General features: G+C 40.2%; 17 protein-coding genes and 2 pseudogenes. 11 read left to right on the forward strand and 8 right to left on the reverse strand.

The window, feature by feature from the left end:
• Window positions 1-16: 16 nt before the first annotated feature.
• Entirely contained in the window at window positions 17-2,551 is a 2,535-nt protein-coding gene (locus IPI59_04415; GenBank protein ID MBK7526797.1) for a transglycosylase domain-containing protein, read from the reverse strand.
• A 260-nt stretch (window positions 2,552-2,811) separates the two neighbouring features.
• Here IPI59_04415 and icd point away from each other — a divergent pair, with 260 nt between their 5' ends.
• The 3 genes from icd to IPI59_04430 all read left to right on the forward strand — a co-directional run bounded on the left by icd (window position 2,812) and on the right by IPI59_04430 (window position 7,234).
• Window positions 2,812-4,023, forward strand: a complete 1,212-nt coding sequence (icd, locus tag IPI59_04420) for an NADP-dependent isocitrate dehydrogenase (GenBank protein MBK7526798.1) — start codon at window positions 2,812-2,814, stop codon at window positions 4,021-4,023.
• A 214-nt stretch (window positions 4,024-4,237) separates the two neighbouring features.
• Entirely contained in the window at window positions 4,238-5,002 is a 765-nt protein-coding gene (locus tag IPI59_04425) for a methyltransferase domain-containing protein (protein ID MBK7526799.1), read from the forward strand.
• A 111-nt stretch (window positions 5,003-5,113) separates the two neighbouring features.
• Window positions 5,114-7,234, forward strand: coding sequence for an Omp28-related outer membrane protein (locus tag IPI59_04430; GenBank protein ID MBK7526800.1), 2,121 nt, complete (start codon window positions 5,114-5,116; stop codon window positions 7,232-7,234).
• A gap of 173 nt (window positions 7,235-7,407) precedes the next feature.
• Here IPI59_04430 and IPI59_04435 read toward each other — a convergent pair whose 3' ends face one another.
• Entirely contained in the window at window positions 7,408-9,681 is a 2,274-nt protein-coding gene (locus IPI59_04435) for an aconitate hydratase (GenBank protein ID MBK7526801.1), read from the reverse strand.
• A gap of 882 nt (window positions 9,682-10,563) precedes the next feature.
• Between IPI59_04435 and IPI59_04440 the strand changes: the two genes are divergently transcribed.
• From IPI59_04440 to IPI59_04455, 4 genes and pseudogenes are all read left to right on the forward strand, one after another.
• Window positions 10,564-12,078, forward strand: coding sequence for a hypothetical protein (locus tag IPI59_04440; protein ID MBK7526802.1), 1,515 nt, complete (start codon window positions 10,564-10,566; stop codon window positions 12,076-12,078).
• 468 nt (window positions 12,079-12,546) lie between these two features.
• Window positions 12,547-12,834, forward strand: coding sequence for a transposase (locus IPI59_04445; protein ID MBK7526803.1), 288 nt, complete (start codon window positions 12,547-12,549; stop codon window positions 12,832-12,834).
• A 16-nt stretch (window positions 12,835-12,850) separates the two neighbouring features.
• Window positions 12,851-13,072, forward strand: a pseudogene (locus IPI59_04450) (IS982 family transposase).
• A gap of 218 nt (window positions 13,073-13,290) precedes the next feature.
• Window positions 13,291-13,680, forward strand: a complete 390-nt coding sequence (locus IPI59_04455) for a T9SS type A sorting domain-containing protein (GenBank protein MBK7526804.1) — start codon at window positions 13,291-13,293, stop codon at window positions 13,678-13,680.
• Window positions 13,681-13,889: 209 nt separating this feature from the next.
• Here the strand turns inward: IPI59_04455 and IPI59_04460 are convergent.
• The 5 genes and pseudogenes from IPI59_04460 to IPI59_04480 all read right to left on the reverse strand — a co-directional run bounded on the left by IPI59_04460 (window position 13,890) and on the right by IPI59_04480 (window position 18,814).
• Window positions 13,890-14,482: pseudogene (locus tag IPI59_04460) on the reverse strand (molybdopterin-dependent oxidoreductase).
• 70 nt (window positions 14,483-14,552) lie between these two features.
• Complete coding sequence (locus IPI59_04465; protein ID MBK7526805.1) at window positions 14,553-16,565, reverse strand: TonB-dependent receptor; 2,013 nt, start codon at window positions 16,563-16,565, stop codon at window positions 14,553-14,555.
• Window positions 16,566-16,668: 103 nt separating this feature from the next.
• On the reverse strand, window positions 16,669-17,010 hold the full coding sequence (locus IPI59_04470; GenBank protein MBK7526806.1) for a winged helix-turn-helix domain-containing protein: 342 nt from the start codon (window positions 17,008-17,010) through the stop codon (window positions 16,669-16,671).
• Window positions 17,011-17,110: 100 nt separating this feature from the next.
• Window positions 17,111-18,610, reverse strand: coding sequence for a serine/threonine protein kinase (locus IPI59_04475; GenBank protein ID MBK7526807.1), 1,500 nt, complete (start codon window positions 18,608-18,610; stop codon window positions 17,111-17,113).
• Window positions 18,611-18,646: 36 nt separating this feature from the next.
• The gene (locus tag IPI59_04480) at window positions 18,647-18,814 is read right to left on the reverse strand and encodes a hypothetical protein (GenBank protein MBK7526808.1); all 168 of its coding nucleotides are present in this window, start codon (window positions 18,812-18,814) and stop codon (window positions 18,647-18,649) included.
• 59 nt (window positions 18,815-18,873) lie between these two features.
• Here IPI59_04480 and IPI59_04485 point away from each other — a divergent pair, with 59 nt between their 5' ends.
• The 3 genes from IPI59_04485 to IPI59_04495 all read left to right on the forward strand — a co-directional run bounded on the left by IPI59_04485 (window position 18,874) and on the right by IPI59_04495 (window position 22,185).
• Window positions 18,874-20,748 (forward strand): ATP-binding cassette domain-containing protein, encoded by a 1,875-nt coding sequence (locus IPI59_04485; protein ID MBK7526809.1) that lies wholly within the window; start codon window positions 18,874-18,876, stop codon window positions 20,746-20,748.
• Window positions 20,749-20,808: 60 nt separating this feature from the next.
• Window positions 20,809-21,381 (forward strand): hypothetical protein, encoded by a 573-nt coding sequence (locus IPI59_04490; protein MBK7526810.1) that lies wholly within the window; start codon window positions 20,809-20,811, stop codon window positions 21,379-21,381.
• A gap of 63 nt (window positions 21,382-21,444) precedes the next feature.
• Entirely contained in the window at window positions 21,445-22,185 is a 741-nt protein-coding gene (locus IPI59_04495; protein MBK7526811.1) for a GNAT family N-acetyltransferase, read from the forward strand.
• Between the two features lie 48 nt (window positions 22,186-22,233).
• Here IPI59_04495 and IPI59_04500 read toward each other — a convergent pair whose 3' ends face one another.
• Complete coding sequence (locus tag IPI59_04500; protein ID MBK7526812.1) at window positions 22,234-23,814, reverse strand: PQQ-dependent sugar dehydrogenase; 1,581 nt, start codon at window positions 23,812-23,814, stop codon at window positions 22,234-22,236.
• A gap of 347 nt (window positions 23,815-24,161) precedes the next feature.
• Between IPI59_04500 and IPI59_04505 the strand changes: the two genes are divergently transcribed.
• Window positions 24,162-26,741, forward strand: a complete 2,580-nt coding sequence (locus IPI59_04505) for a T9SS type A sorting domain-containing protein (GenBank protein ID MBK7526813.1) — start codon at window positions 24,162-24,164, stop codon at window positions 26,739-26,741.
• Window positions 26,742-26,792: the final 51 nt, after the last annotated feature.

A 26,792-nucleotide genomic window follows, 5' to 3' on the forward strand; every position in this document is an offset into this window, starting at 1 on the left:
GGTTTTTTGTTCTAAGTTAAAATATTTCCCACCATTTTTTCTTTTTATCGGGTTCTTGGGCGGGTTGTTTGGGTTTGGTTTTGCCAGCGGGCGAGTTTTGTGTGTTTGGCGTAGTTTGTTGTGAAGGTAGGGTGCGGCCTTTAGTTCCCGAACCGGGTTTGCTTTGTGGCGAGGTGGTGGTATTACTGGGCGGAATAATAATGACATTTCCATCGGCATCGGTTTCAGTTTCTATGTTGGGGAAGTTGTCGGTGCCGCCACCCTCAGAATAATTGTAGTAAGTGCTTGTATCGGTTACCATGTTGGGGCAGGTTAGCTCAAGCAATATATCGTCAGAGATGGTAAATGATCCGGAAGTAAAATAAGCTGTTTTAGGATTCTTTTTTGCGGCTGCCATAAACTCCGCCCAAATAGGCAAGGCCATATTTGCCCCCTGTCCAAGTGAAACGGTATTAAACCTAATGCGTCTGTCGGTGCCGCCAACCCAAGCGCCAGCCACTAATTTAGGAGTATAGCCAATAAACCACCCATCGCTATGGTCTTGGGTGGTGCCGGTTTTGCCAGCAATATCAAAGGTAAAGCCATATTTAGTTCTAAGACGTTTTGCGGTGCCGCTGTCAACAACAGCTTGTAGCATTTTTGTAATAGCCTGACTGGTTTCTTTAGCCAGGGCAATTTCGCGGCGGGGGTAATTTTTACTAAAATCGGCAATACTTTTGCCATTTTTGTCTTCTATTCGCATAAGAAATACAGGCTCAACGTTGTAACCACCGTTGGCAAGTGCCGCATAAGTGCGGGTCATTTCGTATAAATTTAGGTCGGCGGCGCCAAGTGCAATACTGGGCATTTGTGGCAAAGTGCTGGTAACACCCAAACGTTTTGCATAATTAATAACATTATTTAATCCGGCATCAAAAAGTACTTGTACCGACACCGTGTTCATTGATTGAGCCATAGCCCCTGCCATTGAGTAAAAGCCTCCATACTCGCCATCGGCGTTTTGCGGTGTCCAATTCTGATAGTCGGCATAAGTAATTAGCTCGTTAGCATAATATTTACAAGGCTGAATCCCTTGTTCGATAGCAGTTGCATAAACAACTGGCTTAAAAGTTGAACCTACCTGCCTGTGAGCTTGTACATGGTCAAACGGAAAATATTCGTGGTCAATACTGCCTACATAGGCTTTTACAAATCCGGTTTGCGGGTCAATGGCTTCAAATCCGGCATTTAAAAACATAAGATGGTAAGCTACGCTATCTAACGGGGTCATTGTTTTTGTTATTTCATCGCCGTAGCTAAACACGTTCATTTTAACTGGGGTTTTAAATGCCTTGTCTATTTCTGTGCGGTTTGCCCCAGCATCTGCCAAAGCTTTATAGCGGTTCGAGCGTTTAATGGCGGCATCTAAAATGTCGGTGGCGTTAGTCCAAGGCCTATTTTTGCCCCAATGTTTTTCAAAATCGGCTTGTAGGGTTTTCATGTGTTTGGCTACTGCTTGTTGGGCGTACTCTTGCAAATTAGCATCAATTGTCGTGTAAATTTTAAGGCCATCGGCAAACAGATTGTATTTCGAGCCATCGGGTTTTGGGTGTTCATCGAGCCATTTTTTTACTTGTTCCCTAACTCTGTCGCGCAGGTGGGCGGCTACCGCCTCTGAGGCCGAGCGTCTTTTATACTTCACTTCAATGGGTTTTGCTTTTAGAGATTCGGCTTGAGTTGGGTTTAAATAATTGTAACGCACCATTTGGTCGAGTACAACATTTCGGCGACTCAAAGATTTATCCGGATTTAGCCTTGGATTAAAAGTTGTTGTAGCTTTTAACATTCCCACTAAGACGGCACCTTCTTCTACTCTTAAATCTTTAGGTGCAACAGAAAAATACCGTTGCGAAGCAGCTGCTATGCCATACACGTCTTCGCCAAACGAAACCGTATTAAGGTAAAGGGCTAAAATTTCATCTTTAGTATATATATTTGATAAACGGCGGGCAATAATTGCCTCTTTCATTTTAACAACCGGAAGGGTTAGCAAACCGTACGATTGCCTTGGGTACAAGCTTTTAATTAATTGTTGGCCAATGGTACTGCCGCCCCCGCCCGATTCGTCTCCTAATAATATTGACCGGATGAGCACACGTAACAAACTGCGGGCATCAACGCCCTGGTGTTGGTAAAAGCGGGCATCTTCGGTGGCCACTAAAGCTTGTATAACGAAGGCGGGTATATCGTTGTACGAAATTATTTGCCGGTTCTGGTAGTAAAAACGCCCCAAAACTTGGCCTTCGTTGGCATAAATAGTACTTGCCGTTGGAGTTTTAATCGCACGCAAGTCGGCATAATTTGGTAACTCGCCAAACATGCCCTGCCGAACCATGAAGTAAAAACTAATCAACAAAAACGCACTTATTAAAAACAACGAGCCCAAAAAGCGCAGTAAACGCCATCCAAAAGAAGTTTTTTTACCAGATTGCCGGCTGTTTTTGCCGTTGTTATTGTTTTTGTTCGGTTCGGGTTGGTTGTTTAAGGACGATAAAATGCGGGTTTGAGTCATGACAGATAGTAAAGATGGGGTTGTGTTTGCCCAACAAAGATAAAACGCTTAGCATAAATATTTAGTTCTTTGTGAATAAATTTTGATAATTATAAACCTACTGCTTTGCTATTGTTAGTTTATAAACATAAACGGCGTAAACTACTGAAACAAAAAAGGTTGGTTAAAACTGTAGTTTCTTGTTATTCTTGCTATACTTGGTAAAACTCCGTAACTTTGCAGTCTTATTTAAAACTTATAAAACATAACACAATCTTATTATGAGTGGTCAAAAAATCCGGATAGAAAATGGGAAATTACAAGTTCCCGATAACCCCATCATTCCATATATAGTAGGCGACGGTGTAGGCGTTGATATTTGGCCAGCCGCGCAGATGGTATTCGATGCCGCCGTTGAAAAAGCATACAACAAAACACGGAAAATTGAATGGGTTGAGACCCTTGCCGGAAAAAAAGCCTTCGATGAAGTAGGCGACTGGCTACCCCAAGCAACTGTTGACCTTATAAACGACTGTCTTTTTGCCATTAAAGGCCCCTTAGAAACACCAGTTGGCGGTGGCTTGCGGTCGTTAAATGTGGCATTACGCCAACAACTCGATTTATACACTTGCCTTCGGCCGGTAAAATATTACCCCGGCGTGCCATCGCCAAATATTTATGCCGATAAAGTTGATATGGTGATATTCAGAGAAAACACCGAAGATATTTATGCCGGAATTGAATATAAGACAGGAAGCCCAGAAGCAGAAAAACTATTAGCATTTTTACAAAACGAATTAGGAGTTAAAAAAATTCGCTTCCCCGAATCCTCATCGTTTGGTATAAAACCCATTTCAAAAGAAGGCACTATGCGTTTGGTTCGCGAGGCTATAAAATTTGCCATCGAAAACAACCGCAAATCGGTAACTTTGGTACACAAAGGCAATATAATGAAATTTACCGAGGGGAGTTTCCGCGATTGGGGCTACGAGCTGGCTAAAACCGAGTTTGGCGCTACCGAAATTGACGGCGGCCCCTGGTGTCAACTGCCCAACGGCATTATTATTAAAGATTCAATTGCCGACGTATTTTTACAACACCTGCAACTGCGCCCACAAGATTTTGACGTAATTGCCACTATGAACCTAAACGGCGACTATATAAGCGATGCCTTAGCTGCAATGGTGGGCGGTATTGGCATTGCCCCTGGTGCCAATATTAACTACCACACTGGGCATGCCGTTTTTGAGGCTACTCATGGCACAGCTCCCAAACATGCCGGATTAGACAAGGTAAATCCAAGCTCCGTTATACTATCCGGAGTTGTGATGCTCGAATATATGGGCTGGAAAGAAGCTGCCGACCTCATAGAAAAAGGTTTAACCGGCGCAATCGCAGCCAAAACCGTTACCTACGATTTTGCCCGCCTCACCGAAGGTGCTACCGAAGTTAGCTGCTCGGGGTTTGCCCGCGCAATTATTGCTAATATGTAAACGAAAGGCAAAAAAATATTTAATTTTAAAATGTGTGCCTCGCCTACTACAAAAGCAAGGCACACATTAAGTTACAAAAAGAAAAACAGCTACTTCTGCTTTTTACTTGCCTTATAAACAAGTAAGTAAATTATGGAGCCAAGCAAACAAACAAGTTAATTTAGTTTAGTTTGTTTTAACAACGTGTTTTTAGTAATATTGTTGAATTAAAATTATGTTCGATACATACCAGTTAAAACAATTAGTAGAACCAATAATTCCGCGTAAATATTTAAGAGTAGCTGGCATGTATGCTATGCGGTTAACCGGATTATTCTATTGGGGTAAAAAATATACTTGTCCTTGCTGTGGCCATAGCTATAAAAAGTTTGCCAGTTATGGGCTGGTAAAACGCCAAAACGCTTTGTGCAGGTGGTGCTTATCTTTAGAGAGGCATAGAGGTTTATGGCTTTATTTCCACGAAAAAACAAATATTTTGCAACAAAAACTGCGTGTTCTACATTTTGCCCCCGAGCACCAGTTCCAAAAACTGTTTAAAAATAGCCCTAATTTAACCTATTTAAGTGCCGATTTAGACATGCCAACGGCGATGGAAAAAATTGATATTACCAATATTCCAAAACCCGACAATAGCTTTGATGTAATAATTTGCAATCATGTGTTAGAACATATTCCGGATGATAAAAAAGCAATGCATGAACTATATCGCGTTTTAGCCCCAAATGGCTGGGCAATTTTACAAACACCACAATTAGACTCCAATCAAACAATTGAGGATTTAACAATTACAGACCCCAAAGAGCGCGAGCGTTTATTTGGGCAAAACGACCATGTGCGTATTTATGGAAACGATAAAAAAGAACGGCTTGAATCTGTTGGCTTTACCGTAATTTTAGACAACTACTTATTACAACTTCCGGAAGAAATTGTACAAAATTATGCCCTTGTTCGCGAACCAATATGGCTATGCAAAAAATAGCAATTAAAGGTCAAAATTTTTTCTGCCATATTAAATAAAAATTGTTTAAAAAAGCGTAGCTTGGCCGCAAGTTTTACCATCAGAATCATTCTCTACAAACATTAAAAAAATATGCAAAAAATTTTTTACTCCTTAGTTGTAATCTTGTGTTTTTCGTTAATAAACCAAGATACATTTGCACAGTGTTCGGGCTTAAAGGCTGTTGTGGTTAGCATTACCACCGACAATACCCCCGCCCAAAACTCGGGTAGCGTAGTTGATGCCGTTACTGGCAGCGTTTACCTTAATTTTGGCCCCTATGCCTTTGCCGACAAAAACAAAACTTTTAACTACAATATTAACTTGCCCAACACTGCAACCGTATTGTTTTCAATTTACGATACCGGCGGAAATGGCGGTGCATCCTTCTCGGTTACCTCAGGCAGCGATACCTATGTGTCGGGGTCGGGCAACTGGGGCGATGAGTACAAGCGTTATTTTACTACTTGCGCCGTTGAATACGATTTAATGGTTTACGATTCAAATATTAAACCTTTGACACTTGGCGGCGAATATTATGTTGTAGGCTATGTACAAAACCTTGGCTCAAAAAGTATAACCAAAGCCGATTTGCATTACCGCAAAGATAACGGCCCCGTTGTTTCGAAGTTTGCCCATAATTTTACACCTCCTATACAACCCGGACAGACAACTACATTTTTGCATAATATTAAAAAATGGTGCGCCGATGGTGGCGACCACGATATAACCATTTGGGCATCGAACCTTAACGGCACCAACGAAGACCAACGGCAAGATAATGATAAATTGATAGTTCACACCCAAGTTCCAACTGCGTTTACCTATACAACCGTTTTGGTTGAAGAGTTTACCCAGGCATCATGCGGCCCTTGCGCCTCGCAAAACCCAGCTTTTAACGCGCTGCTTGAAACGGTAAAGGACAAAATAGCCGCTATTAAATATCATACTTGGTGGCCTGGATACGACCCCATGTATAACGAAAATACCCCCGATAATAACACCCGAATTGGGTATTACAATGTAAACGGCGTTCCGCATGTTGAGTTACAAGGCAACGTTAAGGAAGGCTCACCTTCATCCTATACCGCCAATGATTTTAACGATATTTACAACAACCCAAATAGTATGGCTTTTGAGGTTGATGAAACCCTTAGCGGCTCGACTGCAAATATTAGCGTAACGGTAAAACCTTTTGCCGATATTAATCTGAATAATTTACACCTACGAGTTATGATAATTGAAGATCCGGTTTCTTATTCTACACCACCCGGAACGAATGGCGAGACGGTATTTCCACACGTTCTGCGCAAAATTGTACTTGACCAAACTTTGCCCCCTCTTACAGCTAATAACAACCTTACTTACAGTACAGCTTCATACACCTTCCCAAGTTATGTAGTGCCAAGCAAGTTACGCACCGTTGTATTTATTCAGGACGACTCAGATAAAGCCGTGCTTCAATCGTATGTTACGCCAAACCAAACCGGCACTAACGTAGATGTCGGCAATACCATCTACTATCCGGCCAATTGCCCTCCCGATGTAACCACCGATGTACCCGTAAAAGTAAAATCGTACTTGCAAGGCGCTTTCGATGCAAATACCTCCGAAATGCGCACCACCTTGTTGGCAAATAATATGTTGCCCACTGCACAACCATTTAACACTACCCCATGGAATTATAATGGCACCGAAACAGTTGCTAATTTCCCTACAAATACCGTTGATTGGGTATTGATTGAAGTGCGCGACCCCGTTAGCTATGCCTTAGTTGACCAAAAAGCTGGCTTGCTGCAAAAAGATGGCACTGTGCTTAACGTTGATGGCAACGATATACTAATGAACGACGTATTTGCCAATACGGTTTATTATCTTGCTATCCGCTCGCGCAACCACCTCGATATTTTAGGTGCACGCCTGGTAAGTTTGCCTAATGTCAACACCTACGACCTAACCGACCCCAACGCTGTTGCCGGTACTAACCAAGTTGTTAAATTGGGTAATACTTCTATCTACGGGATGCGCGCCGGCGACATCAACGGCGATGGTTATATTACAGTTGCCGACTATAATCTATACTCGGCAAATGCCTCAAAAATTAATATTTACCATCCGAGCGACTTAAATTTAGACCGCAATATAACCGTATCTGATTTTAACTTGTATCAACCCAATTCAAGTAGTATTGCCGTTTCGCAAATGCGTTATTAAGAGGGATAGTTGATATTTAGCCCTTTCCTAATTAAAAAACTACTAGAACAAACAAAATCCCTGCTGTTTTTTAGTTAACAGCAGGGATTTTAGTTTATATCAGTTTTAGTTTTTAAATAGTCTAAACTGAGTACTTTGTTTGCAGTTTCTATACGATGGTGAACTGTTACTGCTTATCCGGCAATTTGTTTCCGGATTAAATTTAAGGCGCTGCCAGCCTTAAACCACTCCCATTGGGCTTGGTTATACATTTGTTTTACTTCAAAACTTTCGGTGCTGCCATCGCTATGATGCAGGGCTATGGTAAAGTTTTTTCCGGGTTCAAAATGCTCAAGCCCTAAAATATCTATAGTATCATCTTGCCTGATTTTGTCGTAGTCGGCGTGGTTTACAAAAGTTAGGGCTAACATACCTTGTTTTTTAAGGTTTGTTTCGTGAATACGGGCAAACGATTTTACCAATACTGCGCGTACGCCTAAATGTCGGGGTTCCATGGCGGCATGTTCGCGGCTGCTGCCTTCGCCGTAGTTAAACTCGCCCACCACAATAGTTCCAATGCCAGCGGCTTTATAGGCGCGTGCGGTAGCGGGTACAGGGCCAAATTCTCCGGTAAGTTGGTTTTGCACCATATCTGGTTGGCCGTTGAAGGCATTGGTGGCACTAATTAGCATATTATTCGATATATTGTCTAAATGGCCGCGGAATTTAAGCCATGGGCCAGCCATTGAAATATGGTCGGTGGTGCATTTGCCTTTTACTTTTAGGAGCAGTTTTAATCCGGATAAATTTTTGTTGTCCCATGCTGCAAATCCCGCTAAAAGTTGCAGGCGTTCGCTATCGGGTTTTACCACCACGTTTATATTGCTACCATCGGAGGCGGGTTTTTGGTAACCTGCATCTTCAACATCAAAACCTTTTGCCGGAAGCTCTTCGCCTACAGGTGGGTCTAAGGTTACGGCAAGGCCATCTTCGTTAATTAGGGTGTCGGTTAAGGGGTTAAAGCAAAGGTCTCCGGCAATAGCAAGGGCGGTAACAATTTCGGGCGAGGCTACAAATGCGCGCGTTGCGCTTAAGCCATCGTTGCGTTTTGCAAAATTGCGGTTAAACGAGGTGATAATACTATTGGCTCGGTTGGTGTCGTCAATATGCCTTGCCCATTGCCCAATGCAGGGGCCGCAGGCGTTGGCCAATACTACGCCGCCAATACTTTCAAAAATATCGAGCAGGCCATCGCGCTCAACGGTATAACGCACTTGTTCAGAGCCGGGGGTTATGGTAAACTCAGCTTTGGTTTTAAGATTTTTTGCTTTGGCTTGCTTAGCTATGCTCGCAGCGCGGGTAAGGTCTTCGTAGCTACTGTTGGTACACGAGCCTATAAGTCCCACTTCAAGTTTTTGGGGGTAATTGTTTTCTTTAACAGCTTTGGCAAATTGCGATAGTGGCCAAGCCAAGTCGGGAGTATAGGGACCGTTAATATATGGTTCGAGGGTTGAGAGGTCAATTTCGACAACGCGGTCGTAGTATTTTTCCGGATTATTATGTACTTCGGCATCGCTGGCAAGGCAGTCGGCAATTTCATCGGCAAGGTCGGCAATTTCGGCTCTGCCGGTAGCACGAAGGTAGCGGCTCATGGCTTTGTCGTATTCAAATATAGAGGTTGTTGCGCCAATTTCGGCACCCATATTACAAATTGTACCTTTTCCGGTACAAGAAATAGCATTGGCTCCGGGGCCAAAATATTCTACGATGGCACCCGTACCCCCTTCGACAGTTAAAATGCCGGCTACTTTTAATATCACATCTTTTGGCGAAGCCCACCCCGATAATTTTCCGGTAAGTTTTACCCCAATTAGTTTGGGCATTAGCAATTCCCAAGCCATTCCACTCATTACATCAACGGCGTCGGCACCACCAACGCCAATAGCTACCATGCCCAAACCTCCGGCATTAACGGTATGCGAGTCGGTGCCAACCATCATGCCCCCCGGAAAAGCGTAGTTTTCAAGCACAACCTGGTGGATAATGCCTGCGCCGGGCTTCCAAAACCCAATACCATATTTATTTGATACGGAGGCTAAAAAATCAAAAACTTCTTTATTTTTATCTAAGGCGGCGGCAAGGTCGGTATTGGCGCCTGTTTTAGCTTGTATTAAGTGGTCGCAATGCACGGTACTTGGAACAGCTACTTTAGGACGGCCACACATCATAAATTGCAATAAAGCCATTTGTGCAGTTGCATCTTGCATCGCAACGCGGTCGGGGGCAAAATCAACGTAGTCAATGCCGCGCTGGTGGGGCGAAGCTGGCTGCTCGTTTTGCCAAAGATGGCTATACATAATTTTTTCTGAAACGGTTAGCGCACGGCCAAGCATTTTGCGGGCGGCGGCAATGCGTTGTGGCATTTGTGCATACACCTGCTTAATAAGGTCTAAATCGAATACTGACATTATTATTTATTTATGATATTGTTTAAATTGTTTAATTTTATTTCCGAAGCGGCAACTATCAATTTATTAAAACGGGGTGCAAAGGTACAATTTTAGTAGCATATATTAAAATGCGTTTGAGCCTGGTTTAGTTCAAAAAAACAAGCGTTTTAACACGCTATTGCCAATAATTAAGGTTTTGGGGGAGTTATTGATATTTTAATTCTGAAGCAACAGAAATTACAGCCATTTTTTTGAAATGCCATAGCTGAAACTATATAAAACGGATAGGATAAATTTTGAAGAAGCACCTGTTTACATCCGGATAATATCGCATTTATTTTTTCCGGATTAATAAATCCCATCCCTTTTCCGGAAATTAAATCTCTTCTTATTTACACGTATATTCATTGGTAATTTCAACATGTAAGAATCTGAAGGGTTCAAATGTTTATAGAACAGATTGTATTCGGTTTTTATACGACCCCGTTTGGGGTCGAACCTTTGGCTTTTCTAAAAAACATAAAATCCCTTTGGATTGATTGGGTTTGTTCATGTATAACGGCAAGCCATAGCCCATTTGAAGCAATGTATTATAAATAAAATTATATTTTAACAAATTTTTGTTTTGTCTTTAATTTTAATGTACTTTTGTAGGACGCACCAAAACTAATAAACCTTTTAAAATATAAAAAAAAACTGACCTGTTAACGGCAAGTATTTTTTTAAACAGAATAGCTTGAGAATGCCGAAAAGCGATACGGGCAGGAGTACCGTACTAATTGAGAATGAAGAATTAAGAATTGATAATTAAGCATGCAATAAATAACGCATTATCAAGTAGTTATAACGAAATTATAGTATAAATTAATTTTAGAAAACCACTTATAAACAAGAACATTTATGAAAAAAACATTATTTATAACAACTGTTTTTTTGTGCATGACTGCTCTTTTTTCGAGCCAAACATACGCGCAAGTTTTTACAAATTATACCACGGCTAACACTTCGACAACACTTTGCAACAATGCAAATTTCTCCTTTGGTATTGATGCCGGAGGAAATAAATGGTTTGGAACTTGGTATGGTGTGTCGAAATTTGATGGTACTAACTGGACGACTTATACCACCGAAGACGGATTAGCTGATAATTTTGTAAGCTCTTTAGCCATAGATGCCAAAGGAAATTTATGGTTTGGAACTTATGGTGGCGGGGTGTCGAAATTTGACGGCACTATTTGGACGACCTATACCGCCGCAGACGGATTGGCAGCTAACAAAATTAAATCTATAGCTGTAGATGCCGATGGGAGTTTATGGTTTGGAACTTATGGCGGCGGGGTGTCGAAATTTGACGGCACTATTTGGACGACTTATACCACTGCAAACGGATTAGTCAATGATTATGTTAATTCAATAGCCATAGATGTCGAAAAAAATTTATGGTTCGGGACTACAAAAGGGGTGTCGAAATTTGACGGAACTACCTGGGCGAATTATACTACCAAAGAAGGATTAACTGATAATTGGGTTAATTCCATAGCCATAGATGCACAAGGAAACAAGTGGTTTGGAACTAACGATGGGGTGTCGAAATTTGACGATATTACCTGGAAGACCTATAAAACTGAAGACGGATTAATAGATAATGATGTTAACTCAATAGCCATAGATTCAACAGGAAATAAATGGTTTGGAACTTTGAAAGGTGTTTCTAAACTTAACGGTTCTATCTGGACGACTTATACCACCTCAGACGGATTAGCTGATAATAATATTCTTTTGATAACTGTTGATGCTGGAGAAAACTTATGGTTTGGAACTTCGAAAGGGGTGTCTAAATTTGACGGAACCACATGGACAACCTATTCCGTAGATGGATTAGCCTTAAATTTCGTTCGCTCCACAGCCATAGATTCCGAAGGAAATAAATGGTTTGGAACGAATGGCAGTGGGGTGTCTAAATTTGACGGTACCACCTGGACAACTTATACAACCAAAGACGGATTAGCCCACAATACTGTTTATTCCATAGCCATTGATGCGGAAGGAAACGAATGGTTTGGAACTGATGGTGGCGGTGTATCGAAATTTGACGGAACCAACTGGATAACTTATTCTACCTCAGATGGATTAGCCGGAAATAAAGTAAATTCTATTACCATTGATGAAGAGGGAAGCTTATGGTTTGGGACCACAAAAGGGGTATCTAAATTCGATGGTGATACCTGGGTGAAATATACAGTTTCAGATGGATTAGTCGATAATAATGTTACCTCTATTGCCATTGATGCCCAAGGAAATAAATGGTTTGGAACTTGGGGCGGGGTGTCGAAATTTGACGGCAATATCTGGATAACTTATGCCACAAATGGACTATTATTTAACGTGAATTCGGAGCTAAGCTATAAAAAATAGGGGGATTAGTATAGTTGATAGGAATAAAAACAGGAGCATAGTTATCTTTGTAGTGTCCAAAACTGCAAACAATACTACCCCCTGTTTTTATGAAGTCCAAAGATACAAAATTTGATGTGTCCATGTTATTTGAATTATTTTTTTTGTAGATAATGCCTTTTTGCTGATGCAACAATGGGTTGCTCAGCATTGGCTTAGCGAAGGTAAAACAATGCCACGGCCTCGTAGTGTGCCCAAAATTTCGGAAAGTGAGATACTTACGATTCTGATTTTCTACCACTATTCGGGCTATAAATGTTTTGAATATTACTATAAAGCATTGGTTTTGAATGACTTAAAGACCTATTTTCCTACTGCCCCATCCTACAACTATTTTATAGAGTTAATAGAACGGGTTGCTCTTCCCTATGGCGATTTTAGCCAAATTAACCTGCCAGCAAGCAGAAAAAACAGGAATTTATTACATAGATGCCAAAGCGCTACCTGTTTGTGGACATGCTGCGAGCCAAGCAACATAAAGTTTTTGCTCAAACCGCCTCGAAAGGAAAATCTTCTATGGGGTGGTTTTTCGGCTTTAAGCTCCACCTGATAGTCAATCACAAAGGACAAATCGTGGACTTTGCTTTGACTACAGGACAGGTGGCAGACAATAGTAAAGACCTCTTAAACAAGCTATTAGAGAAAATATCAGGCACATTGTTTGGCGATAAAGGCTATTTGACTACCTTATGGAACAACTTTTTGAAAAAGGACTAAAAATAATTACCAAAGTCAAAAAGAATATGAAAAACAGACTAATGTCCTTAGAAGAAAGGCTCTTATTGAAAAAAGACCTATGATTGAAGCCATTAATGATATTTTGACCTCGGTTTTTGACTTAGAACATACCAGACACAGAAAACCACAGAATGCTTTTGTCCATATAGTCGCTAGCTTGGTAGCCTATCAGTTTTACCCCAATAAACCTCAAGTAGATCTTGCTAAAATTTACTAAGTAAATCTCCGAACTCACGTTTATTTAATAAAGTTAACTCCATAGCCATTGATGCCCAAGGAAATAAATGGTTTGGAACAGATGATGGGGTATCTAAACTTAATGACAACACCTGGACTAATTATACCACCGAAGACGGATTAGCCCATAATGAAGTTAACTCTATTGTCGTTGACTCAGAAGGAAACAAATGGTTTGGAACTTTTGGGGGAGGTGTATTGAAATTTGACGGCACCAACTGGACGACCTATACCACCGCAGAAGGTTTAGCCTATAATATCGTTTTTTCCGTTGCCATTGATGCGGAAGGAAACAAATGGTTTGGCACTGGCGCCGGAGTATCTAAACTTGATGATAGCAATACCGCCGTTTCAATAACCAACAACCCCGCTGCCGTTCAGGTTTTCCCCAACCCAACAAACGAAGTTTTGTATCTATCCGGAATAGAAAATGCAAGGGTTCAAATTTTTTACTTAGCAGGCAAATTGCTACTAAATTTACCTTCTGTCAATAATCAAATCAATGTAAAAAATTTACCAAACGGCATTTACACCATTCAAATTTCAAACCAAAACCAGGCAACTGCTTGTAAATTTGTAAAACAATAAGGCGCTAAATTTGTGAAGAAGCCGCTTGTAGTTCTGTCAGTCGGTTGTATAAACGTGTGCCGAGTTTTAAGAAGTTTCACTTTAGGTTTTGCCCGCCCCAAAAAAGAATCTTTTTGCGGCCATGCGCCTCCGGAAAAGTTTTTTCTTTGAAAAAAAAATTCAAGCAGTTATAACCTTCTGAGTTGGGCAAAACCACGTAAATGTGCTTTTCAATCTACCCGGTGCACTTCTATGCTGCTTAACCAATAAACATGGCGAGGTCCGGTTTAATATCGTTTTTACAAATTAAAATCATTTCTCCCTGCGCCTTTATAGGCTGGCCGTTTTCTTCAAATAGCACATAAACGTTATCGCCTGTGGGATTATTGAATATTTCGGCCCACGAAAAAGTTGCTTTATAATTATCGGTAGCGCGGGCAACAATATAAAAATTTCGGTCTTTATGATTAATTTGGGCTATTTTTGCCTGCTCCAAAATATCTCGCAACAAAACTCCTTTACAAGTTTTATTTTCTTTCATACTCGCTCCGCTTTGGCAAACTACTGTAAAGTTTTCAATGGTGGCCACATTCATATTTTGAAGCGAATTCACTGTTAAGGTAAGCTGATTTTCAACATCTCCCTTTACAATTAGCTGCTTACTGATGTATTTAGCACTATCTTCGGGTGGTATCGGCACCATACACAAATTGGATGCGCCCATATTGTTTGCCGTTTTACTCGCATCTTTTCCATGATGCTCCGAATGGTTTGCTTCGGTGTTCATACAAGCACTATATACAATAACGAAGGCAAAGGCCATAAAGGATAATATTATTTTTTTCATAATGTTTTGTTTTAATTATTTGAGATTTATTTAATTGTTAGATGGTTTAGTTATAGTTGAAAAATCGCAAGGTCATAAAAAAGTTCATACCCTCTTCCGGATAGCCTTCAGTTAGCATATAGTTTTTATCAAAAATATTGTTTACACCAGCCTCAACACTAATATATTTCCATACTTGGCCAGCTATCATGGTGTTGAAAACCGTAAATTCGGGGGCCTTTGTTCCGTAGCTTGTACTGTACCGTAAGGAATTGTACTCTGCGTTTAACATTATCCGGATTTGTTTTATTGGTTTATATTGTAAATAAGAGCAAACTTTTGTGTAAGGAACATCGGTAAAAAGAACATTTGGGTTTGTTAGGTTATGTCTTTCGATGTAAGAATAGTTTGCACCCATTAAAATATTTTCCAAAATGTCGTATTTTACAGCCATCTCAACGCCCATAAACTCTGCCGAACCTGTGTTTTGCATTTGTGATTTACCCGGTTGAATATTGCTTACGCTAAGAATTGCGTCTGTAACATGGCTATAAAAAAGAGAGGTTTGGAAACTCAGTTTTTTAAAGAATTTACTTTCGTAAGTTAAATCGTAGTTGTCGGCTGTTTCGGGCTTTAATTCCGGATTGGGTATGGCCGTTCCCATTCGGTAGGAATACCTGTCTTTAATTGTTGCAAATCGGGTTTTCCGCGAGGCTGTTGCGCTCAGTTTATGATTTTTCTTGAAGTAATAAAATATACCTAACTGGCCATTCAAAGCGGTGCTTGTTCCTGCTTCCGGATAGTCAGATATTGTGCCAGAATTACTGTTATAATCTTGGGCAACAATATTTTTTCGGGCATTATAGCCAATTCCGGGAATGAGTATAAATTTCTCGTTTATTCGAAATACATCTTCGAGGGAAATATTTATAGTGTTATCTTCAATGCGTCTTACGGGTTCATTCAAATTATTTTCTCTATGAATGTCTTCTTTGAAATGTGCTGCCAATTTCAATTCATTTTTCGGAATAATGGTTGTGCCATATTCAATACTGCCGCCATAGGTATAATCGTTGTACCAACTTTGGAAAGCATACGGTTTTGTTTGTGTGGTATAAGTTGAATCGTCATAACTATTAAGCGAATTTTTAAAAATATCATAATATATGCGACTTTTAATATAGTCTTTTGCCCCTAATTTGGTATTAGATAAAAAATAATAGGTTTCTTTATCCCAATTAGGCCACTGCCAGTAACGCGGTTTCGAATAAAGTGAATTCGATTTGTCGTCTCCGGCATACACTGGTGTTCCTTTTTCTCCTTGTTGATTAATATACCCCAATACATATTCATGGTTTTTGTTTGGTGTCCATCCTAATTTTAAATTTATTTTTTGGTCTGTTCGATATGAATTTTCGCGCTCACCACCGTTTTCATGAGCGCGTGGCTTAAAATCATTTGACATTTTATAAGAATCTCGATGTAAATAAGAGTAACCACCTTGAAAATAAAATTTATTAAAATTAGAACCTATATTTATATTGCCTCTAAAACCATTTTTGTTAATCATTCCTATTGCCCCATCATAGTCTAATTTTTTAACCGGTTTTCTCGAAATTAAATTAATTGCTCCGCCTAAAGAGTTTGGACCATAAAGCATAGAAGAAAAACCCTTTGAAACATCAATTGTTGCTAAATCGAAGGTGGTAAACCTTGCTAAATCTACCAACCCATCATAGGGCACGTAAACCGGAATTCCATCCATGTAAACAGGTATTGCCCGCAAATCAAATCCTCGCACCGAAACCATTGACTCGTTGCGTTGGCCAGAGGCAGTGAGATTTATTCCGGGAAGCATATTTAAAGTGCGCGAAACTTCGAATTTATTTTGAGCTTCCATACGCTGTTTAGTTATTCGTCCTGTCATTTCATCCTTATGGCTGGCAGTTATTACAACCTCTCCAAGATGAAATATTTTTGTCGTTAAACTGTCCGGAATATTGTTTTTAGGCGTTTCCGGATTTTGTGCAAAGGCAAGAACAGGTATCAAACTTGCCAAAAGTAGTAGTTGTTTTTTCATGTTTATTATTTTTATTTTGTTTAAATTACACTATGCTTTTTTGGGAATAGTGATATATAAAAAAAATTACACTATTATCGTTTTGTGAAATTATCTGCTCAAATCACAGGGCAATCTTTTTCGATTTTAGTTCTACATACTTTTTAATCTCTTTTTCAAGTTTATGAAATTCACTTATTACCCTTTCCCCTTCGGTTGTTAATATAGTGCCACTTCCATTTTTGCCGCCCAATATTTTTTCTACCAACGGAAGGTTTGAGCGTTTATTCATGTCTTCAACTAATTGCCATGCTTGCCGGTACGACATTTTTATTGCTTTTGCAGCATTAGTTATAGATCCGGTTTCTTTAATCTTTTCTAAAAGTATAACTCGCCCTATCCCTAAAAAGGGGCCGGTTTCCTCATCAATCCAAACTCTAATTCGTATTGTATATTTTTTCTTCATCACTATGTTTAACAAAGCATGGTGCAAATGTAGAAAGTTTAAATTTTACAAGCAACTTTTTAGCCTAAAAATTATGCAGAGTCGTTTTTTTGTCTGCCTATTATTTTTTTTGCCCTCGCCACCAGCTAAAAATACTAAGGCCCGTAGCTATTGATATAACTGCAAATGATACCACCGGATAGTTAAATGCAAAACCATGTTCGGCAAAATTAAATGGCACACCCGCAGCGGCATAGCGGTATTTGAGCCACGCCTCGCCGGTATAAAACAACAGCAACAAGCCCGAAACGGCATAAGTAAGCCACTCAAACCAATGGCGGGGGCGCGGCAACACAATAGATAAAACGTTAATTGCCAACAACAAACCGCAACTAATTGCCGCTGCCAACATGTATTGGTAAGTTGGCCCGCCAAACAAGGTTTGTTTGCTGTTAAACAAAATATAACCTAATAAAAAAGTAATTAACGGCACAATTACGCCAAACCAGTTTTTAAAACTAAAATTGGCTGTAGTTGCTGAGGGAAAAGTAGTGTTATTTTTATTGGAGCCTGTAGGTTTTTTTTCCGGATAAATTGGCTCATCATACGGAAATATTGTTCTATTTTTATTTGCGGTTATCTGATTTCCTGTATCAATTTGTTGTGTTTCTAAACTGTCGTTGCTATTATTAGTTGTATTTGGCAATTGGGTTGTGGCAAAGGCAATTGTTTGCGAGTTTACCACGCCAGCGGGTTGCATTAACAACGCCAACAATTCGGCTACCGATTTTTCCCTGTCTTTCGCGTAGCGTTGCAAGCAGCGTTGTATAACGACCTTAAATCGAGGAGGTATTTTTTCGTCGAGTTTGGCGGCGGTAATCTCAGTTTCTAAAATATTGCGCATAATTTCGTCTCGCGGCACGCCTTCGGTACTTTTGCCAAACGGAGCTTTTCCGCTAAACGCCTCGCACATAATTACCCCCAACGACCAAAGGTCTAAATTAGTGTGTAGCTGCCCATTTATCCCATAGCGTTGCACGTTAAACTGCTCGGGCGACATGTATTCAACCGAGCCTATCACCAGCGACGAAGCCGCCGAACTGGCAGTAGAAGCAGCATTGCTGCCGTCTATAGATTTGCTAATTCCAAAATCGGCAATTTTTGGAATTAACTGGCCGCTGCCCTCGCGCTGTATTAATATGTTTTCGGGTTTTAAATCGCGGTGAATAATGCCTTGTTGGTGCAAATATTGCAAACCGTATAAAATATCGGTAAAAATTTGTTCTAACAAGGCCGTTGAGGGTTTAGTTTGCAGCAGGGCAAACAAATCGCCGCCATTTACATACTCTAAAACTCCTACTTGAATTTTATCGCCAAACGCCGTTGTATCTTCAAGCTCAAAAGCATCGTAATAACGCACCAAATTAGGATGGTTTAGTTTAATGGCGCGTTTAATTTCTTCAAACAGGCTGTACTTGGCCGGCAAATTGCCCGAGTATTTTTTAATAGCCACCTCAAGTCCAAGGTTTAAATCGCGGGCTTTATACACCATTCCAAACCCTCCCTGCCCTATTAGGTCTTTAATTGGGTCGAAAACATAGGTTTTTTTTACCGTAATCATAAATAAATTGCTGACAAATTGCGGCATGAAGATACGTTACTTCTGTGAATTTACGTACATTAGTTTTTTATCCGGATATTGTTGCCCTGTCTGTTTCTTTAGCATCTTCCGGATATTAAACTTAAACCGCCGGTATTGGGCGCAAATTTTTATCCGGATAAATATTGTTTTATCATAAATTAATATTTCTATTTGTTTAAACATTGTTAAGCCGGCATTTTTTGCCCGTTTATCCGGAATTTAATGCCTAATTTTGCCCCCATATGAGTTCAAATAGTTTTTCGGACAGCAGTAACTTCGCTGCCAACAACGATACTAAAAATCCCAAAGCCGACACTAAAAAAAAGGCAAATCTCCGCGATGTTGCCGGCCTTTTTAGTTATGTTTGGCCTTATAGAGGCATATTTTTTTTAGGAATGGTATTTTTAGCCTTATCAACATCTACGGTTTTATTGTTTCCTTACCTTGCCAGTATGCTGGCCGACTCGGCTTTGGGTAAAGCCCCCTTAACGGTTTACCAAATTGGTTGGCTGTTAGTGATATTATTGGCTTTACAAGGTATTTTTTCGTTTTGGCGCATTTGGCTGTTTGCGCGGGTTAGCGAACAAGCCATGTCCGATATTAGGCAAGCCTTGTACGCGCGTTTGGTGGCTTTGCCCATTTCATTTTTTGAGCATAGGCGCGTAGGCGAGCTTACCAGCCGAATATCAAGCGATGTTACCCAACTACAAGGCACTTTAGCAAATGGCTTAGCCGAGTTATTTAGGCAGGCAGCCACCATCATTGCAGGCATTTTTGTTATTGCTTTTACTTCTATAAAACTAACTTTGATAATGCTTTCGACCCTGCCGTTGGCTATTATAGTGGCCATATTTTGGGGCAAACGCATCCGCAATTTAGCCCGCACCACCCAAGATAAACTTGCCGAAACCAATACTATTGTCGAAGAAACTTTACAAGCCATTCAAACCGTAAAATCGTTTGCCAACGAGTGGTTCGAGGTTGGTCGGTACCGCAAAACAATGGTGCAAACCGTTGATGCTGCCCTATACGAAGCCCGTTTTCGGGGTGGTTTTGTATCTTTTTTAATTACTGCCGTTTTTGGTGGCATTGTATTGGTGCTTTGGGTAGGGGCAAGTATGGTACAAGCGGGCTCGCTTGATATTGGCGAACTGTTGCGTTTTATTTTATATACCATGTTTATTGGTGGCTCAATTGCCGGCACAAGTGCTTTGTATGGCGAGTTTCAAAAAGCTATTGGAGCCTCGGAACGCATTAAAGAAATATTGACCATACCCGCCGAAGATGTTGATATTGCCCAAGCAGCCGTGCGCCCCTCGTTAAAAGGACAAGTGATTTATAAAGATATTAGTTTTGAATACCCCGGAAGACCCGATGTTGCCGTACTTAAACAGGTAAATTTACATATTGAACCCGGACAAAAAATTGCTTTAGTAGGTGCCAGCGGTGCCGGAAAAAGTACTATTGTGCAATTATTGATGCGTTTTTACGAGCCCACAAACGGGCAAATTACTATTAACAACCAGCCACTTAATGAGTTTAATGTGGGCAGTTTAAGGGCAAACATCGGCTTAGTGCCACAAGAGGTATTGTTGTTTGGCGGCACCATTGCTCAAAATATTTTGTACGGAAAACCTAATGCCACCGAAAGCGAATTAATTGAAGCCACTAAAAAGGCAAATGCCTACGAATTTATTCAGCTATTGCCCGATGGTTTTAATACGATAGTTGGCGAGCGGGGTATTAAACTGTCGGGAGGGCAGCGCCAACGCATTGCCATTGCCCGCGCCATTCTTAAAAATCCGGATATTTTAATTTTAGACGAAGCTACCAGCTCGCTCGACGCCGAAAGCGAACACCTTGTTCAACAAGCATTAACCCAACTTATGCAGCACCGAACTACCATAATTATTGCCCACCGCTTGGCAACCATACGCCACACCGACCGTATTTATGTGCTCGAAAAAGGGCATATTGTTGAAGAAGGCTCGCACAACGATTTAATAGCAAAAAATAACGGTGTTTACCAAAATTTACTTAAATTACAAACCGATGCCTACGGCAATTTACAAGAAAATTACCTGCAAACAAACCCCGAAAACTTATTGATAGCTTAACGCAGCTGCCCCCGGTTTTATCCGGATAAGCAAAAACATCGGCCACTAACAACTACTAAAATGAATAATTTAACGGCTAACGAAAAAAAACTATTCCTGCAACTCAAACAATTTTTAAAAGGAAATAACGAGCAGCACAACGAAAATATAGATTTACTTTTTCCGGACACATGGGGGCTTTGGCAGCAAGTTTATGATACCTTTAAACGAGTGGCCGTAAAAGAAGAGGTTTTATTTAAACGCTCGTATGCCTATACCAATTTGTTGGCAAAACTGCGCCAAGCATTGTTAAACCGCAATGTTGCCCAACTACAGCAAACTTTAACAGAGTGGCAAGAAAAATTGCCCCCAATTAATATTTTAGAAACCCAAAAATCAGTAGCGTTAGCAAGTCAAACAGAGTTGCAACCCCTTAACAGTTTAATACGTATTGTTGGCGCAACCAACGCACATAGTTTGGTGGCTTTAGTGCTAAACCAACAAGTTTTATCTTATACCCATGCTAATGCAGGAGGCGTATTTGCCTTCGATATGGGCTTTCCGGAGTGTAAACAGTACGAAATTGATTTATATAATGTTCATTTCTTTTTTTTACCCAACCAGCACACCCATATTCAAATCACCTGCGATTAAAATTTCAAGAATCACCCAAGCGTAATCACTAATGTCTATTTATTATTTCAATGGCTACTTGGTATGATTTTTTGCCTTGGGACAGCGATTTTTTTTGGTTGCCAAATTGCCCAGGTTTCAACCAAACAATTACTGCGCGAGGGCTTAACTTATCCGGATGCTTTGGCCTTATTGCAGCAAAAAAATATAGATTTGGTCTATATTTTTGCCGATTCGCCTATTTTTTCGGCCTCAACTGTAGCAGGTTTTTCTCTATCCGGATATACGCTACAATTAACGGGCATCAGAAAAACCTACGCCAAACAATTAAGTTTACAGGTTTTGCCGTCCTATACACCTGTTTCCAAAATTTTGCCCTACCAACAAGCAACGGCAAGCAAAGAATTAACAAATTTATGTCAGCTTTGCGCGCCAACTTCGCGTTTTTATTTTGACCCTCGTTTATCCCGTCAAAAAATTGTTGAGATGTATGCAATTTGGCCGCAAAACGCCCTTAATTTAGGCAAAAAAATATTTGTTTACCAACACGAAGAACAATATTTAGGTATGGTTTGCATTGCCCTTAATGAAAATACAAATACTTATGGCAGCAACGAACTTATGAGCGTTAGCCCCAAAGCACAGCGGCAGGGCATTGCGCAGCAATTAATTACTTATTACGAACAATGGTTGTTAAAGCAGGGCATAACAAAAGTTTATACCGTAACGCACCAACACAACCCCGCCACCTGCGCCCTGTTTGAAAAAAACGGGTACAGCTTAGAAAACAAAATTTGGTGCTACCATGCGTGGCGCCAACAATAAAATAATGGTTCGCGTTTTAAAAAACGTCTAACTAAATAGGCAAACAAACTATGGGTTGGTTACAACTACGTCAATAGTACCATTTGAGCTTACCCAGTTTACCACAATACTTGAACTGCCTTGCCCCGATACAATAGTGCCGCCTGTTACCGTCCATTGGTAAATAAAACCCGCTTTGTTTTCGACCGAGTAGGTAGCAGTTACGCCCAAACAAGCTTCGGTTGGCCCGCTTATTACTGGCGAGGGTGTATCTTTTCCGTTTATAAAGATGGCACTCGAGGTGTTTGAACAATTATTAGTATTGGTAACTTTAACTTTATAGGAATTTATACCTTGTAAAACCGGATAAAATGGGTCGGATTGTGGTGTCTGTGCTACATTATTTACATAAAAAGTATAAGTAAAACCTTTACCTGCTTGTGCGTACACGTAGTCGCCCTCGCAAACTACCCCTCCGGGCGAAATTATCCGGGCAATAGGGTTACAGTCATTGGCTTCTGATATTTTATAAACTTTATTGCTGCTATGTCCGGCAATATACAACTCGCCATAAATATCTTCGCCTAAGCCAACATATTGGTAAGTATTAAAAACGCCCAAGTCGTAGCTGTCAAAACTGTTCGGGCCGTCGGGGTATAAAGCCCAAAAGCGCCCCGAGCAATAATCGGTTACTAAATAATAACCATACATATCGCCAAACTGCACCCCCCTATACACAAACCCACCCGTAATGGAGCAATTGCCGTTTGCGTGCGAAAACTCAAAAACGGGGTCGGTAAGTGTGCCCAGACCTACGCATGTGCCTGCATTATAGGTAGCAGTGCCCTCTTTACAACGCCAACCGTAGTTTATAGCCCCGGTTGAGGCCGCAGGTTGGTAATCTACCTCTTCGAGGTTACCTTGCCCCACGTCTCCAATCCACATATCGCCCAAAAGCGCATCAAAGCTAAAGCGCCAAGGGTTGCGTAAGCCAAGTGCCCAAATTTCTGGTAAAGTATCGGTTTGGCCGTAATAAGGGTTTGATGCTGGAATACCGTAAGGGTTGCCATTATCAACATCTATTCGCAACATTTTGCCCAAGTGCTCAAGTGGATTTTGTGCGTAGTTATCAGGGTCGCCGCCGCTACCGCCATCGCCCATGCCAATATACAAATAGCCGTCTGGGCCAAAGTTTATACAGCCGCCGTTGTGGTTCGAGTAAGGCTGGTCTATAACAAGCAAAATAAGTTCACTATCCGGAAGTGCTTTATTGGGGTCGTTTGGATCGCGTTCGTAGCGGGCAACAACTGTGGCGGCATCTGTTTCGCGGGTATAATTCACATATAAATATCCATTTGTAGCATAATCCGGATGAAAGGCCAAACCCAACAAGCCTTGTTCGTTGCCGTTGCTTTTAACCTTCGGGTCTATATCTAAGAAAGGCGTTGCGGTAACATTGCCATTCAAATCTACAATTTTAATTTTTCCCCCTTTTTGAACCGCAAACAAGCGTTCGTCGCCGCAGTTGGTAATATCTACCACTGTTGTTAGCCCACTGGCAAATTCAGTTAGCGTTATAGTTGGTTGCGCTTGCGTTTTTATTTTAACACTAAAAAGAAGAACAAAAAATAAGGTGAAAATTAGTCGCATATTATATACATTTATGTTTTAATTATTTGCGTGCTTTATAGTAAAGTTGTAGTAGCAAGGCAAAGATACAGTAAAAAACTAAAAAAAAGCAAGTTAATTCACATTGTTAGGAGCACCACCGCCTTTTGTTGCACAGAATATTTTTTTATGATGAATTTCTTGCAATTAAATAAAAAATGCGTTAAATTTGCCGCTAACTAATATAATTTTCATTTTAAATTTTAAAAATTATGTGTTACAAAAACAAAAACAAAACGCTGTTTCAATACAGCCAGGCGTTTGTTGGTAAATTAGCCAACACATTATTTATTTTTGCATATATGGGGGGGTATAAGTACCTTTTATATATGTTGTTATTTATTGGATTTATGGGTAGTAGCCCAACAGCAAAGGGGCAGCAAAATTTACATTGTCCGGGCATTGATATTACTTGGAGTAACGATGTTTTAAATGGCGGCACTTACACCAATCAAGATATTGGTGTTAATGGCACCTTAACCATAACGGGTATTGTTACGTTTAATAATTGCAATTTTAAAATGGCAACCGATGCGGTAATTAATATCATGGGGGCCGGAAGTAAGTTAATACTTAACAACTCTACCCTTTTTGCTTGCCACAATGATATGTGGCAAGGTATTCGGGCAAATATTTTTACTGCTTTAACAATGAATCAGTCAAATATTCACGATGCCGAAATTGCCGTATATGGCAAAAGCAACGCAGATTTAGAAATTGTTGGCAACATTTTCGACCATAATTATAAGCATATACGCTTAGAAAATTATAGCCAGCCCGCAATGGTTAATATCATAAGCAACCATTTTCAATCAACCTTAGTTCCTTTAGCAAAACATCCGGGCTTTGGCACTAAATACTTAATTTTTCCTCATACCGACAGCCCATTTACTACCCAACGAGTAGCTATTGGTATAGAATGCGATAATGTTGATAATGATATACTGATAGGTAGCAATCAGCTACTCAATATGAATTATTTCGACAATCTCGAAATTGGCATTTATGCAATTAATTCGCAGCTTATAATAAGATATAACCAATTCGACAATATATATCCGGATATAGTAAACGACCCCAATTTTGAAGTAAAAGCGGCTATTAAAGTAGAAGCCGATGACGGCAGTTTAGATTCGCGGGTCGAAATTGGTAGTTTATCCCACGAAAACTATTTTAACAACTGCTATAATGGCATTTATATAAGCCGCCCCGTTGATACTGAAATTATACTAAACAAATTTACAACTATAGCCAATAAAGCAATTACTTGTAGGAGTATTAATGGCAAAAATATAGCCATAACGCATAATAATATCATAGATGCAAAATTTGGCATATTTTTAAACAATACAGAACTAAGTACTGCATTAGTGCAATGCAATGGTATAGTTGGCAATAATTTGTGTTCGGGTGGTGCTATTGTTGGCATAGCCGATATTGGCATGTTAGAAAACGAACAACCACCGCAGCATCATATATATCATAATTATATAGACGATTACGCACAAGGTATTGTGTGTGTAAGTATAGACAACCTAAGTATATCACACAATGAAATTCATGTAAATTATTGCGAATCTGTTGCCCGTGCGGGTATAACGGTGGTTTCATCTATTTTACCTTATATATACCACAATGTAGTAATTGGAGATGGGCAGTCTGCCAACTTTTTAGCTTCGGCAGGGGTAAAAATAGTAAGTAATACAGGCGGATTTATAAAATCAAACTGGTTAGAGGGTTTAGGCGAAGGGTTTTCGGGGCAGGCAAATAATATGCAATGCGAAATTTTTAATAATATTCTTCACGAAAATGTCGTTGGATTTGGTTTGGGTAATGCAGGTATTGTAGGTATGCAAGGCAGTATTTTAAATGATATACCCTGCTATAATGAATGGACCAGTAATTCGTTGAGTGATTGTTACGCCTATAATTCTATCAATGGGAGTCTTTCGCCAATAATATGGCTTTCAACAATACCGCCTATAAATGCCTTTAACCCTAACCCGTCGCTTTTTGATGGAATAAGTAGTGCGATTACAACACCCTCTATCTCTATTCCAAGTATCCTGCCTATCCCATGGTTGCCAAATGATGACGCATGTTATATTGAGATAGACGGTTTTGCCCCAAACGATACGGTTAATATGGCTATTTGGGCTGATATATTACAAAACTACGCCGAACAAAAACAAAGCTACGAAGTATATGTAGAAGAACAAATATGGTGGGACAATTATAATAGTTATAGAATGATGCGCCGCTACCCCGAATTAACAACCAACAACGATATAATTAGTGCGTATTATGCCAAACTGCAACAAGAACCCATAGGCAAACTAACCGATTGGATGTATGATTTAGGCAATTATTTGGAAACAAGCGATAAAACCAATTTTGTAGAGACGTTAAAAGCATTTGAAACCAACCTTAACGCAATTACAACCACCAATTTGCAAGAGGGCAATTTGCAGCAACTATATACTATAATACTTAGCCAATTACAACAAACCACCGAGGGCGGTTATGGCACCAACACTATAGCCACGCTTGAAACCATGGCTAATTATTGCCCATTCGAAGGCGGACCAGCAACCTACCAAACTGCCGCTTTATTACATAAACCGCCAGTTTATTTTGATGATTGTAATTATAGTGGCAAAAAACAAACAGCACTTACCCAAAAGCCACAACTAACCATTAACCAATGGGGTGCTGCTATAGTGTTTAGAGCTACGCCACAAACCCCTATAGAACAAATAACCATTAGTGCTATAGACGGGCGTATTTTATACCAAACTAGCCCCAACAATAGTATGGTAGTAAAAAACAGTTTAAATGCGGGCATGTATGTATATATTGCTAATTTAGCAGACGGCACCATAGCTAAAGGTAAATTTATTGTTCATTAGTTTTTAAGCTGTAATACATGGCGCGCCAAACACGCCATGTATTTTTTTATT

This window comes from Sphingobacteriales bacterium, from assembly GCA_016706405.1.
In the GTDB taxonomy this organism is placed as follows: Bacteria; Bacteroidota; Bacteroidia; order Chitinophagales; family UBA2359; genus BJ6.

Coding starts and splice junctions, on each gene's coding strand:
- IPI59_04475 (MBK7526807.1), bottom strand. CDS start 18,610: ATGATTACGGTAAAAAAAACCTATGTTTTCGACCCAATTAAAGACCTA.
- IPI59_04465 (MBK7526805.1), bottom strand. CDS start 16,565: ATGAAAAAACAACTACTACTTTTGGCAAGTTTGATACCTGTTCTTGCC.
- IPI59_04435 (MBK7526801.1), bottom strand. CDS start 9,681: ATGTCAGTATTCGATTTAGACCTTATTAAGCAGGTGTATGCACAAATG.
- IPI59_04505 (MBK7526813.1), top strand. CDS start 24,162: ATGTTGTTATTTATTGGATTTATGGGTAGTAGCCCAACAGCAAAGGGG.
- IPI59_04485 (MBK7526809.1), top strand. CDS start 18,874: ATGAGTTCAAATAGTTTTTCGGACAGCAGTAACTTCGCTGCCAACAAC.
- IPI59_04445 (MBK7526803.1), top strand. CDS start 12,547: ATGCCAAAGCGCTACCTGTTTGTGGACATGCTGCGAGCCAAGCAACAT.
- icd (MBK7526798.1), top strand. CDS start 2,812: ATGAGTGGTCAAAAAATCCGGATAGAAAATGGGAAATTACAAGTTCCC.
- IPI59_04440 (MBK7526802.1), top strand. CDS start 10,564: ATGAAAAAAACATTATTTATAACAACTGTTTTTTTGTGCATGACTGCT.
- IPI59_04490 (MBK7526810.1), top strand. CDS start 20,809: ATGAATAATTTAACGGCTAACGAAAAAAAACTATTCCTGCAACTCAAA.
- IPI59_04430 (MBK7526800.1), top strand. CDS start 5,114: ATGCAAAAAATTTTTTACTCCTTAGTTGTAATCTTGTGTTTTTCGTTA.
- IPI59_04500 (MBK7526812.1), bottom strand. CDS start 23,814: ATGCGACTAATTTTCACCTTATTTTTTGTTCTTCTTTTTAGTGTTAAA.
- IPI59_04415 (MBK7526797.1), bottom strand. CDS start 2,551: ATGACTCAAACCCGCATTTTATCGTCCTTAAACAACCAACCCGAACCG.
- IPI59_04480 (MBK7526808.1), bottom strand. CDS start 18,814: ATGTTTAAACAAATAGAAATATTAATTTATGATAAAACAATATTTATC.
- IPI59_04470 (MBK7526806.1), bottom strand. CDS start 17,010: ATGAAGAAAAAATATACAATACGAATTAGAGTTTGGATTGATGAGGAA.
- IPI59_04495 (MBK7526811.1), top strand. CDS start 21,445: ATGATTTTTTGCCTTGGGACAGCGATTTTTTTTGGTTGCCAAATTGCC.
- IPI59_04425 (MBK7526799.1), top strand. CDS start 4,238: ATGTTCGATACATACCAGTTAAAACAATTAGTAGAACCAATAATTCCG.